Source organism: Burkholderia sp. BCC1996 (assembly GCF_905339955.1).
Classification (GTDB): domain Bacteria; phylum Pseudomonadota; class Gammaproteobacteria; order Burkholderiales; family Burkholderiaceae; genus Burkholderia.
Window position 1 is genome coordinate 18,221 of the sequence record NZ_CAJPHM010000018.1, and the last position, 11,608, is coordinate 29,828.

An 11,608-nucleotide genomic window follows, 5' to 3' on the forward strand; every position below is an offset into this window, starting at 1 on the left:
GCGGGTATGTGCGCGTATATGCGTCACAGGCACATGGACGGGGCGGACCTTCACGCGCCACGTCGAGCTTGAACCTTCCTGTCTGACGCGCGATTGGCGCGGCGGTGCAGTCGTTCAACATGCGGGTGCGCTTGAAGAAGGGGGCGAACGCGGACATCAGAGGAAATCCGCGCGGAACCCTTGTTTGTCCGGGCCGTCGCACCGCCGCTCGCCGCTCGCCGCTCGCCGCTCGCCGCTCGCCGCTCGCCGCTCGGCGCTCGCCGCCCGGCAGCGAGCGCCGAATATTCGCCGCCGCAGGCCCGCCGGCAATCAGGCTTGCCTGACGCCGGAGTGGACCGCGGCGTCTTCCGCGTCGTGCGTCCCCGGCGCGGCTTCCTCCAGCGCCTGCCCTCCGGTTTCGACGCGCAGCAGCCCGATCGCGACACACAGCACGCCGAGCGTCGCGCTGACCATCGCGATCACGCCCGATACGCCGAACGCCTGGTAAAGCGCCAGGGCCAGCGCAGGCGTGCCGATCGACGACATCCGTCCGCACATTCCCGCGACACCGGTGCCGCGCAGCCGCACTTCGGTCGGGAACAGTTCGGGAATGTAGCCGAACAGCCCGAGCGTCGTGATCGTGTAGATCGCGCTGACGAGACAGAAGCCGACCACGATGATCGCGGTGGTATCGCGCAGCGACACATACAGCCAGCCGAGCGCGATGCTGAGAATCGACGCGATCACGATGCCCTTGGCCCGCCCGATCCGATCCGCGATCAGATACCCGATCAACCCGCCGACCGGCGAGCCGATCGACATCAGGAACACGAACCCGAGCGACTTGACGACGGACAATCCCTCCGTGACGAAGAACGTCGGCAGCCACGCAATGAAGCCGTAGAGCCCGACGTTCACACCGATCGCGGTCAACGCCGCGACGATCGTCCGGCCCCGCATCCCCTTCGAAAACAGCACGCCGAGCGGCACCTTGCCGACATGCAGGTCGACGGTGCGCCGCACGGGCGGCAGCGTGCCGACCTGCCGGCCGACCTCCTGCTCGATCGCGGCAAGCGTCGCCTCGGCCTCGTCGAGCCGCCCGACCGATTCGAGCCAGCGCGGCGACTCCGGCATCCGTTTGCGCATGAACCAGACGACCAGCGCGCCGACGCCCGCCAGCGCGAACATGTACCGCCAGCCGAGATAAGGAATGATCCAGTACCCCGCGGCGAGCGCCGCGAAGAGCCCGCTGTTGGTGATGATCGCGAGCAGCGACACCCACTTGCCGCGCGTCTCGGGCGGCACGAACTCGGCGAGCGTCCCGGCCGCGACGACCAGTTCCGCGCCCAGCCCGATTCCCATGATGAAACGCAGCACGATCAGCCACGCGATATCGGGCGCGAAACACGCGGCGATCGAAGCCAGCCCGAACACGGCCAGATTGAGCTGATACGAATAGCGCCGCCCGAGCCGATCGCCGACATAACCCGCGACGAACGCCCCGATCATCATCCCGACGAACGTCGACGACACGAACATCGCGCCATGCCGCAGGTCGGTGAATCCCTCCTTGACCATCGCCGCGACCGAGCCGTTGGCGAGATAGATGTCGAACGCGTCGAGGAACGCGCCACCGGCGATCAGGCCGAGTATCTTCCAGTGAAACCTTGAAATCGGCAGCCGGTCGAGCCGGCCGGCGGCATTGACGGTGTTCGCCATGATGTCTCCAGTCATGTGGCGCTCTCGCGTCCGTGGCCGGACGCGGAGACGCTTCGAAACGTAGGTGGGGGGCGCGCTTCGATCAGCGCGGCAAGGCCCGGTCAGACGGCACCGGATGCGTGCAACGTGTGAATCTGTTCATCGGCATAGCCGAGCTCGCGCAGCACGGCATCGGTATGCTGGCCGAGCGCCGGCACCGGGTCCATGCGCGGATCGTCGTCCGGCGCGAGGCCGGGCGGCAGCAGGGCAGGAATCTCGCCGGCGGGCGTGTCGACCCGCGTCCAGCGATGCCGCGCGGCGAGTTGCGCATGCGTCCAGACGCCGTGCATGTCGTTCATCCGCGCGTTCGCGATGCCGGCCTGCTCGAGCCGGTTGATCACGTCGGCGGACGTCAGCGTCGAGAATGCATCGACGATGATGGCCGCGAGTGCGTCGCGATTCGCGACGCGGCGGCTGTTCGACCCGAAGCGCTCGTCGGCCGCCAGCTCGGGCATGCCGATCACGGTCTCGCAAAAGCGCTTCCATTCGCGCTCGTTCTGCAGGCCCAGCATCACGGTGTTGCCGTCGCCGGCCCTGAACGGGCCGTACGGAAAGATCGTCGCGTGCGACGCGCCGGCCTGCCGCGGCGGCGACTGGCCGTCGATCGCGTAGTAGAGCGGATAGCTCATCCACTCGACCATGCTTTCGAGCATCGATACGTCGATGTGCCGGCCGCGCCCGGTGCGCCCGCGCTCGATCAGTGCGGCGAGGATGTTCGTATACGCATACATGCCGGCGGCGATATCGGCGATCGAGCAGCCGGCCTTGGCCGGCTCGCCGTTCGATCCGGTAATGCTCAGGAATCCGGATTCACTTTGAATCAGCAGGTCGTACGCCTTCTTGTCGCGGAACGGACCGTCGAGACCGTAGCCGGAAATGTCGCAGACGATCAGCCGCGGATAGCGCTCGCGCAGCGTGTCGTAATCGAGCCCCAGCCGCTGGGTCGCGCCGGGCGCGAGGTTCTGCACGAACACGTCGGCATCCGCGAGCAGCTTGTGCACGACGTCGAGCGCCGCGGGCTGCTTGACGTCGAGCGTGAGGCTTTCCTTCGAGCGGTTGGTCCACACGAAGTGCGACGCGAGCCCCGACACGCGTTCGTCGTAGCCGCGCGCGAAATCGCCGACGCCCGGCCGCTCGACCTTGATCACGCGCGCGCCGAGATCGGCGAGCTGGCGCGTGCAGAACGGTGCGGCGATCGCATGCTCGAACGTGACGACCTTGATGCCTTCCAGTGGGCGCATGCTCGTCACTCCCGTCAGAACGAACGCGGCAGGCCGAGGATGTGCTCGGCGACGTACGACAGGATCAGGTTCGTCGAGATCGGCGCGACCTGGTACAGGCGCGTTTCGCGGAACTTGCGTTCGACGTCGTATTCGCATGCGAAGCCGAAGCCGCCGTGGAACTGCAGGCACGCGTTCGCGGCTTCCCACGATGCATCGGCCGCGAGCAGCTTCGCCATGTTCGCCTGCGCGCCGCACGGCTCGTGCGCGTCGAACCGGCGCGCGGCCTCGAAGCGCATCAGGCTCGCGGCCTCGACGTTGACGAACGAGCGGGCGATCGGAAACTGCACGCCCTGGTTCTGGCCGATCGGGCGGCCGAACACGACACGATCCTTCACGTACTGCGACACCTTGTCGACGAACCAGTAGCCGTCGCCGATGCATTCGGCCGCGATCAGCGTGCGCTCGGCATTCAGTCCGTCGAGGATGTACTTGAAGCCGCGACCTTCCTCGCCGATCAGGTTCTCGGCGGGAATCTCGAGGTTGTCGAAGAACAGCTCGTTGGTCTCGTGGTTCACCATGTTCGGGATCGGGCGCACCGTCATCCCGTTGCCGATCGCGTGATGCAGGTCGACGATGAAGATCGACATTCCTTCCGACTTCTTCTGCACGTCCGACAGCGGCGTGGTGCGCGCGAGCAGGATCATCAGGTCGGAGTGCTGCACGCGCGAGATCCACACCTTCTGGCCGTTGATCACGTAGCGATCGCCCTTGCGTACCGCCGTCGTCTTGATCTTCGTTGTGTCGGTGCCGGTGGTCGGTTCGGTCACGCCCATCGACTGCAGGCGCAGCTCGCCACTCGCGATCTTCGGCAGATAGCGTTGTTTCTGCTCGGCCGAGCCATGGCGCAGCAGCGTGCCCATGTTGTACATCTGGCCGTGACACGCGCCGGAGTTGCCGCCCGCGCGATTGATCTCCTCCATGATCACCGATGCCTCGGTCAGGCCGAGGCCCGAGCCGCCGTATTCCTGCGGAATCAGCGCGGCGAGCCAGCCGGCTTTCGTCAGCGCGTCGACGAACGCTTCGGGATAACCGCGTTCCTCGTCGATCTTGCGGAAATACTCGGCGGGAAACTCGCCGCACAGGTCGCGAACGGCTTCGCGAATGTCTTGGTACGCGTCGGTAGGATTCATGTTTCGTATCGGGGAATGCTTGGAATGGGCCCTATGCGAGGGTCGCGGTTGCGGACATGGTCAGCCAGCCGTCGTGATCTTTTGCCCAGAGCTCGATGGTCTTGCCGTCGTCGGCGAGGCGGCCGCACACGCTGAAGGTGTTGCCGAGGAAGGTCGGCCGTACTGCGCGATATGCGTATTCGACGATCGTCGCGCCGGGCAGCGAGCGCGTCACGAGGTCGAGCAGCAGCGTCGAGATCAGCGGGCCGTGCACGACGAGGTCCGGATAGCCTTCGACGTCGCGCACGTAGGTTCGGTCGTAGTGAATGCGATGGCCGTTGAAGGTCAGCGCGGAATAGCGGAACAGCATGACTTCGTCCGGCGTGATGTCGCGCTGCCATTGCGCGGCGTCGGGCGCGGCCTTCGGCGGGGGCGTGGCGGCGCCGGGCGCGGCCGCGCCGCGATAGACGATGTCGTGTTCCTCGCGGATCGCGACTTCACCCGCGGATTCGATCACGTGCTCGACGGTCACGAAGCCGAGCGTGCCGGTGCGGCCTTCCTTGCGTTCGACGGACAGGATGCGCGACGTGCGCGTCGCGATCGCGCCGATCGTCAGCGGGCGTTCGAACGTCAGCCGGCCGCCGGCCCACATGCGCCGCGGCAGCCCGAGATCCGGCAGGAAGCCGCCCTTGCGCGGATGGCCGTCCGGGCCGAGCTCGGCCTGCTGCGCGATCGACCAGAAATACAGCCAGTGCCAGGCGGGCAGCAACGCGTCGCCCACGGCGGGAACGACCGGATGGTCGAGCGTGGCCGCGAAGGCGACCGCACGTTCGGCGCTGATCAGGTCGGTCGCGACCTGTTGGACATCGTCGCTGGCATGCGACCGGGGAGCATTCACTGTCACCTCCATCGCCGGGCGGGCCGGCTGTTCTGACTTGGCATGAAGTGACTTTAGGTGAAGCGCAGGCGCGGCGGAAATACCGTTTGGATGTGCCGGTCATAGGGGTATCCTATGGCTTTCGCATCGAACGAACCGCCATGGACATCCGCCAGCTCCGTTACTTCGTCAGCATCGTGGAATACGGGAGCCTCGGGAAGGCGGCCGAAAAGCTGTTCGTCGCGCAGCCGTCGCTGAGCCAGCAGATCGCGAAGCTCGAGGGCGACATCGGCGTCACGCTGCTGGTGCGCAGCCCGCAGGGCGTGAAGCCGACCGCGGCCGGGCAGGCGCTGTACCGCCATGCGCGGCTCGTGCTCCGGCAGATGGAGCAGCTGCGCCAGGAAGTGCGGGAAGGCGCGGGCAGCGAGTCGGGCACGGTCGCGGTGGGTTTCCCGACCACGATGACGTCGATCCTCGCGGTGCCGCTGTTCGAGCGCGTGAGGGCGCGTTATCCGGGCATCCGGCTGCAGTACATCGAGAGCATGAGCGGCTTCATCAACGAGCTGCTGGCGAACGGGCGGCTCGACCTCGCGATCCTGTTCCGCGAATCCAACACGACCGGCATCACCGCGATGCCGCTGTTCGACGAGGTGCTGTATCTGCTCGGCGAGCCGGGCGGCGCGGTGCCGTCGCGCGCGCGAACCTGCCCGCTCGCGTCGCTCGCCGGCGTGCCGCTCGTCGCGCCGGGCGTGCAGAACGGGCTGCGCCTGCTGCTCGAACGCACGTTCGCGCGCGAGGAGGTGCCGCTCAACATCATCGCGGATATCGATTCGCTGCCGACCATGATCTCGCTCGCGCAGTCGGGCCTCGCGTGCACGATCCTGCCGGCGTCCGCGCTGGCGTCGCGCGAGCCGTCCAGCCGGCCGAAGATGCGCCGGATCGTCGAGCCGGAGATCCGCCGGCCCGCGAGCCTGTGCTGGTCGAACACGTCTCCCGTCAATTCCGCCGCGCTTGCCGTGCGGCAGACGATCGTCGAGCTGATCGGCGAACTGGCCGCAAGCGGCGCGTGGACGGGCATCACGCTGCGCGAGGGCGAATCCGCACCGTCGTGACGGGCGACCTTCGCGGGTTCAGTCAGCGAGCCAGTGTGCGGACGGCCAGTCGCCGCGTTCGACCGCGGCGCGCATCTCGTCGACGAGCAGCGCGGTAACCGCCCGCACGGCCGCCGCGATCCGGCGTGTATTCGGCAACGCCAGCACGATCGTGCGCTGCAGCCCCGGATCGGACAGCGGCGCCGCGCGCAGCGCATCCCGCGCGATATCTTCCGTGACCGCGATGCTGGGCAGAATCGTGAAGCCGTGCCCGCGCGCGACGAGACTCTTCTGCACGCTCATCGCATTCGTTTCCGCAACGACGTCGAGCGTCGCGCCGGCGCCGGGGCGCGCCTGCTCCAGCATGTTGCGGATGCCGTGCGGCGCGCTCGGCAGGATCATCGGCCATGCGGCGATGTCCGCGAGCGCGAGCGGCCGGTCGGGCGCAAGGTCCGACGAGCGCGGCCCGACGACGCACAGGCTCTCGCCGAGCAGCGGCTGCACCTGGATGGTCGGCGTGGCTTTCGGGTTGTACAGCAGCGTCGCGTCGATTTCCCCGGCTTCGAGCCAGTCGCGCAAATGGCCGGCGTAGCCGACCGACACCCGCAGGTTGACCGACGGATGTCGCGCCTTCACGGCGGTCAGCAGCGGGCTGGCCAGCAGGTCGGCCGTGCTCGGCAGCAGGCCGATCGTCACGATGCCGGAGATCCGCGCGTCCGACGGCTGGATTTCCGCCCGCGCGCGGTCGAGCTCGAGCAGCGCGCGCCGCGCATGCTCGACCAGGATCTCGCCGGATTCCGTCAGTTCCATCCCGTATCGACCGCGCTCGAACAGCGCGATCCCGACGTCCTCCTCCAGCAGCTTCAACTGGCGTGACACGGCGGGCTGCACGATGTGCAGCACGTCGGCTGCCCGCGTGACGCTGCCGGTTTCCGCGACGGCCAGCAGCGCGCGCAATTGCTTGATGTCCATGCCGAATCGTGATCCGTGTATCAGGAAACTCTATTTCTGCGTGAGAGTAATCGCATTTTATGATTCCTGAAACAACTTCGTGAAGGAGCGCAACCGATGAGTACCGCAACGGGACATCAGCCGGCATGGCAGACGTCCATCTTTTCCGTTCTGAAGGCCGGCGGCGTGAAGCAGATCGCCTACGTGCCGGACGCCGGACATACGCAGGTGATCCGCAGCGCGATCGCGGACGATGAAATCGCAGCCATCGCGCTGACCACCGAGGAGGAAGGCGTGGCGCTGACGAGCGGTGCATGGCTCGGCGGCCAGCGCGCGGTGCTGCTGATGCAGAGCAGCGGCGTTGGCAATTGCGTGAACATGTTCTCGCTGTTACGCAGTTGCAATTTTCCGTTCTTCACGCTGGTGACGATGCGCGGCGAATACGCGGAATTCAATCCGTGGCAGGGTCCGATGGGCAAGACGACGCAGGCCGCGCTCGAACTGATGGGCATCACGGTGCTGCGCGCGGACCGCCCGGAGGACGTCGAGGAAATCGTCAGTGCGGGGTTCGACGCCGCCTTCGAAGCCGGCGAGCAGGTTGCCGTGCTGCTGTCGCAGAGCCTGATCGGTCGCAAGAAGTGGGAGCGGAAATAATGAGCGAGCAACAAAACCAGACCATCGAGCGCCGTGCGTTCGTCCGGAACCTGCTGGCCGGCGCGCCGGACGCGCTCGTCGTCAGCGGCCTCGGTTCGGCCTCGTATGACGTGTTCGCGGCGGGCGATCGCGTCGGCAATTTCTATCTGTGGGGCGCGATGGGCGGCGCGGCGGCGCTCGGTCTCGGCCTCGCGCTCGCGCAGCCGGAGAAGCCGGTCATCGTCGTGACCGGCGACGGCGAACAGCTGATGGGGATCGGCGCGCTCGGGACGATCGGCGCGAAGCAGCCTAACAACCTGACGATCGTCGTGCTCGATAACGGTCATTACGGCGAAACCGGCATGCAGCAGAGCCATTCGAGCCTCGGCACCGATCTCGTTGCGGTCGCGAAGGGCTTCGGGCTCGCCGATTCGTTCGCGGTACGCGACGCGCGCGACTACACGCAGATCGTCGAGCGCGTGAATGCGCGCAGCGGGCCGGTGTTTGCCCAGGTTCACATCCGCGCGGACGAGCCGCCGCGCGCGCTGCCGCCGCGCGACGGCGTGTACGTGAAGAACCGCTTCCGCGAAGCACTCGGTTACGCGCCGTTCTGAGTGCGCTTGACACGCCGTCGTTCGACGCAATCTCGTCGTTCCCGTCGAATGGCGGCGACCGCCGTGCCGGGACCGCTGCCGAATGCGTGCATCCGGTAGCGGTCCGGGCGATTCACACCGATTTCAGCGAGCCGGACATGCAACGCTACCTTCACTTGATCGACGGCGAACGGCGCGAGCCCGACAGCCGTCAATGGTTCAACACCGACAATCCGTTTACCGGCCAGCCGTGGGCCGAGCTGGCGCGCGGCAACGAGGCTGATGCGGATGTCGCAGTGCGCGCCGCGCATCGTGCGTTCGTCGCCGGCGCATGGCGCGAGATGTCCGCGACCGCGCGCGGCCAGCTGCTGTGCCGGCTCGCCGACCGCATCGCCGAGCACGCCGAGCGCCTCGCCGCGATCGAGGTGCGCGACAACGGCAAGCTGTACGCGGAGATGCGCGGTCAGCTCACGTATCTGCCGCAGTGGTATCGCTATTACGGCGGCCTCGCGGACAAGATCCAGGGCGACGTGATCCCGCTCGACAAGCCTGGCTACTTCAATTTCACGCGACGCGAGCCGCTCGGCGTGGTCGCGATCATCACGCCGTGGAATTCGCCGCTGATGCTGCTCGCGTGGAAGCTCGCGCCCGCGCTCGCGGCCGGCTGTACGGCGGTGATCAAGCCGTCCGAGTTCACGTCGGCGTCGACGCTCGAGTTCGTCGAGTTGCTGCACGAGGTCGGCTTTCCGCGCGGCGTGGTCAACGTCGTGACCGGCTTCGGCAACGAAGTCGGCAGTGCGCTGGTCGCGCATCCGCTGGTGCGCAAGGTGACGTTCACCGGCGCCGATTCGACCGGGCGCCGCATCAACGAGCAGGCCGCGCGCGACTTCAAGCACGTGAGCCTCGAACTCGGCGGCAAGTCGCCAAACATCGTGTTCGACGACGCGAATCTCGACGATGCGGTGAACGGCGCGGTATCGGGCATCTTCGCCGCGACCGGCCAGACCTGCATCGCGGGCTCGCGGCTGCTCGTGCAAGCGCGAGTCCACGACGAGGTCGTCGAACGCGTGGTCGCGCTCGCACGCACCGCGCGGATGGGCGACCCGATGGATGCGGGCACGCAGGTCGGCCCCGTCACGACGCGGGCGCAATACGACAAGGTGCTGAGCTACATCGACATTGCACGCAACGAAGGTGCGCAGCTTGCGCTCGGCGGCCACGCGGCGGCGCGTGTCGAATGCGGCAACGGCTGGTTCGTCGAGCCGACGATCTTCACCGGCGTGCGCAACGACATGCGCATCGCGCAGGAAGAGGTATTCGGGCCGGTGCTGTCGGTGATCCGCTTCGATACGGAAGAGGAGGCCGTCGCGCTCGCGAACGACGTGCGCTTCGGGCTCGGCGCGGGCGTGTGGACGCGCGACATCGGCCGCGCGTTCCGGATGGCCGAGCGCATCGAGTCGGGCACCGTGTGGGTGAACACGTATCGCGCGGTGAGCTTCATGTCGCCGTTCGGCGGTTACAAGGATTCGGGGCTCGGACGTGAGAACGGCATCGGCGCGATCGACGAATACCTGCAGACGAAGTGCGTGTGGATCAATACGGGCGCGCCGACGGGGAATCCGTTCGTGATGCGCTAGCAGCGGTACGCAAATCCTCCCGACGCGGCATCAGACCGGACCGCGGGACAACATGGATCTGGAGACACCAAGCAATGGAAACCAATACCCTGCGGCCGAACGCGGTCGGCGCGCCGGCGGATTCCCGGCGACGCATTCGGGCGATCGTCGGCGCTTCGTCGGGCAACCTGGTCGAGTGGTTCGATTTCTTCGTCTATTCGTTCTGCTCGTTGTACTTTGCGCATGCGTTCTTTCCTGCCGGTGACAGGACGACGCAGCTGCTCAATGTGGCCGGCGTGTTCGCGACCGGCTTTCTGATGCGCCCGGTCGGCGGCTGGCTGTTCGGGCGCATCGGCGATCGCCATGGCCGCAAGCGGGCGATGGTCCTGTCGGTGCTGATGATGTGCGGCGGGTCGCTGGCGATCGCCGTGCTGCCGACGTACGCGCAAGTCGGCGCGCTCGCTCCGGCGCTGCTGCTCGCCGCGCGTTGCATGCAGGGGCTATCGGTCGGCGGGGAATATGGCACCAGCGCGACCTACATGAGCGAGATCGCCGAGCCGGGACGGCGCGGCTTTTTCGCGTCGTTCCAGTACGTGACCGTGATCGGCGGGCAGGTGCTCGCCCTGGTCGTGGTAGTCGCGCTTCAGCAGTGGCTTTCGCACGATCAGCTGATCGCATGGGGTTGGCGCATTCCGTTTGCGCTGGGTGCACTCGGCGCGGTTGTCGCGATGAGGTTGCGTCGTTCGCTCGACGAGACCACGACCGCGCATGCGCGCAACCGGGCCGATGCGGGCACGCTGAAAGGACTGCGCGGGCACGGCCGGGCCGTGGTAACGGTACTGGGTTTCACTGCCGGTGGCTCGCTGGTGTTCTACACGTTTACGACTTACATGCAGAAGTACCTCGTCAACACCGTCGGAATGCAGGCGAAGACCGCGAGTGCAATCATGACCGCCGCGCTCGTCGTGTTCATGGTGATGCAGCCGGCGTTCGGCGCGCTGTCCGACCGGATCGGGCGCCGGGCGTCGATGCTGATGTTCGGCGTCGGTGCAACGGTCGGCACGGTTCCGGTGATGGTGGCGCTGAAGTCCGTCCACGATCCACTGTGGGCTTTCGTCCTGATTCTCGCCGCGCTGGCGGTCGTGAGCCTGTACACCTCGATCAGCGGTCTCGTGAAAGCCGAGATGTTTCCGGCGGAAGTGCGGACGCTCGGTGTCGGGTTGCCTTACGCGATTGCCAATGCGGCATTCGGCGGGTCGGCGGAGTATGCGGCGCTTTCGTTGAAGGCAGCCGGTATCGAATCCGCATTCTTTTGGTACGTGAGTGCACTGGGGGCGATTGCCGCGCTCGCGTCGTTCCGGATGCGGGACTCGGCGACCGACGGCTATCTGCGCGATTGACGATGGCAGCGTGCGCGAATGCGTCAGCGAGGCGGCAGGCTGCGGGTTCGAGTTTCGACGCTCGGGCAGTTCATGCCGATCGAGCGGCACGGAAACCCGACGCGGCTCGCCGTCTCCGCGCGCATCAGACACGTGCGCCACATCCTCACCGCAACCGACGTACGCGACTGGCGAAGTCACCGATCCCGCTTCGTGAACGACACGCATTCTCCGAATTCCGCGACGGGCTTTCCGTTCGTCATCCCGATTGCGGATGAATTGATGAAAATGCGTGAAATGACATATTTGTTATTGCGTAGTCGGCAGGTTGTACGAATC

10 protein-coding genes are annotated in these 11,608 nt (G+C 66.7%); 5 read left to right on the forward strand and 5 right to left on the reverse strand.

From position 1 onward, the window contains the following. Positions 1 to 309 precede the first annotated feature (309 nt). The 4 genes from U4Z64_RS24615 to U4Z64_RS24630 all read right to left on the reverse strand — a co-directional run bounded on the left by U4Z64_RS24615 (position 310) and on the right by U4Z64_RS24630 (position 5,039). Positions 310 to 1,698: an MFS transporter gene (locus tag U4Z64_RS24615; protein WP_321821420.1), complete on the reverse strand. Its 1,389-nt coding sequence runs from the start codon at positions 1,696 to 1,698 to the stop codon at positions 310 to 312. A 101-nt stretch (positions 1,699 to 1,799) separates the two neighbouring features. Continuing rightward, a complete protein-coding gene (locus U4Z64_RS24620; protein WP_321821341.1) occupies positions 1,800 to 2,978 on the reverse strand; it encodes a CaiB/BaiF CoA-transferase family protein in 1,179 nt (392 codons plus the stop codon). Positions 2,979 to 2,992: 14 nt separating this feature from the next. Further along, complete coding sequence (locus U4Z64_RS24625; RefSeq protein WP_321821342.1) at positions 2,993 to 4,150, reverse strand: acyl-CoA dehydrogenase family protein; 1,158 nt, start codon at positions 4,148 to 4,150, stop codon at positions 2,993 to 2,995. A gap of 31 nt (positions 4,151 to 4,181) precedes the next feature. Next, a complete protein-coding gene (locus tag U4Z64_RS24630; protein WP_415750592.1) occupies positions 4,182 to 5,039 on the reverse strand; it encodes a MaoC family dehydratase N-terminal domain-containing protein in 858 nt (285 codons plus the stop codon). A 128-nt stretch (positions 5,040 to 5,167) separates the two neighbouring features. Here U4Z64_RS24630 and U4Z64_RS24635 point away from each other — a divergent pair, with 128 nt between their 5' ends. Further along, positions 5,168 to 6,118: a LysR substrate-binding domain-containing protein gene (locus tag U4Z64_RS24635; RefSeq protein ID WP_321821344.1), complete on the forward strand. Its 951-nt coding sequence runs from the start codon at positions 5,168 to 5,170 to the stop codon at positions 6,116 to 6,118. 18 nt (positions 6,119 to 6,136) lie between these two features. On the opposite strand, the gene U4Z64_RS24640 is transcribed toward U4Z64_RS24635, so the two are convergent. Next, positions 6,137 to 7,069, reverse strand: a complete 933-nt coding sequence (locus U4Z64_RS24640) for a LysR substrate-binding domain-containing protein (protein WP_321821345.1) — start codon at positions 7,067 to 7,069, stop codon at positions 6,137 to 6,139. Between the two features lie 96 nt (positions 7,070 to 7,165). Here U4Z64_RS24640 and U4Z64_RS24645 point away from each other — a divergent pair, with 96 nt between their 5' ends. The 4 genes from U4Z64_RS24645 to U4Z64_RS24660 all read left to right on the forward strand — a co-directional run bounded on the left by U4Z64_RS24645 (position 7,166) and on the right by U4Z64_RS24660 (position 11,290). Further along, positions 7,166 to 7,702 carry a thiamine pyrophosphate-binding protein gene (locus U4Z64_RS24645; protein WP_321821346.1) on the forward strand — a complete coding sequence of 179 codons (537 nt, stop codon included), beginning with the start codon at positions 7,166 to 7,168 and terminating at the stop codon, positions 7,700 to 7,702. Further along, positions 7,702 to 8,295 carry a thiamine pyrophosphate-dependent enzyme gene (locus U4Z64_RS24650; protein WP_044846917.1) on the forward strand — a complete coding sequence of 198 codons (594 nt, stop codon included), beginning with the start codon at positions 7,702 to 7,704 and terminating at the stop codon, positions 8,293 to 8,295. The genes U4Z64_RS24645 and U4Z64_RS24650 overlap by 1 nt, the downstream gene beginning before the upstream one ends. A gap of 137 nt (positions 8,296 to 8,432) precedes the next feature. Next, on the forward strand, positions 8,433 to 9,911 hold the full coding sequence (locus U4Z64_RS24655; protein ID WP_321821347.1) for an aldehyde dehydrogenase: 1,479 nt from the start codon (positions 8,433 to 8,435) through the stop codon (positions 9,909 to 9,911). A 74-nt stretch (positions 9,912 to 9,985) separates the two neighbouring features. Then, on the forward strand, positions 9,986 to 11,290 hold the full coding sequence (locus U4Z64_RS24660) for an MFS family transporter (RefSeq protein ID WP_044846915.1): 1,305 nt from the start codon (positions 9,986 to 9,988) through the stop codon (positions 11,288 to 11,290). Positions 11,291 to 11,608: the final 318 nt, after the last annotated feature.

Coding starts and splice junctions, on each gene's coding strand:
- U4Z64_RS24640 (WP_321821345.1), bottom strand. CDS start 7,069: ATGGACATCAAGCAATTGCGCGCGCTGCTGGCCGTCGCGGAAACCGGC.
- U4Z64_RS24655 (WP_321821347.1), top strand. CDS start 8,433: ATGCAACGCTACCTTCACTTGATCGACGGCGAACGGCGCGAGCCCGAC.
- U4Z64_RS24620 (WP_321821341.1), bottom strand. CDS start 2,978: ATGCGCCCACTGGAAGGCATCAAGGTCGTCACGTTCGAGCATGCGATC.
- U4Z64_RS24635 (WP_321821344.1), top strand. CDS start 5,168: ATGGACATCCGCCAGCTCCGTTACTTCGTCAGCATCGTGGAATACGGG.
- U4Z64_RS24630 (WP_415750592.1), bottom strand. CDS start 5,039: ATGGAGGTGACAGTGAATGCTCCCCGGTCGCATGCCAGCGACGATGTC.
- U4Z64_RS24615 (WP_321821420.1), bottom strand. CDS start 1,698: ATGGCGAACACCGTCAATGCCGCCGGCCGGCTCGACCGGCTGCCGATT.
- U4Z64_RS24660 (WP_044846915.1), top strand. CDS start 9,986: ATGGAAACCAATACCCTGCGGCCGAACGCGGTCGGCGCGCCGGCGGAT.
- U4Z64_RS24625 (WP_321821342.1), bottom strand. CDS start 4,150: ATGAATCCTACCGACGCGTACCAAGACATTCGCGAAGCCGTTCGCGAC.
- U4Z64_RS24650 (WP_044846917.1), top strand. CDS start 7,702: ATGAGCGAGCAACAAAACCAGACCATCGAGCGCCGTGCGTTCGTCCGG.
- U4Z64_RS24645 (WP_321821346.1), top strand. CDS start 7,166: ATGAGTACCGCAACGGGACATCAGCCGGCATGGCAGACGTCCATCTTT.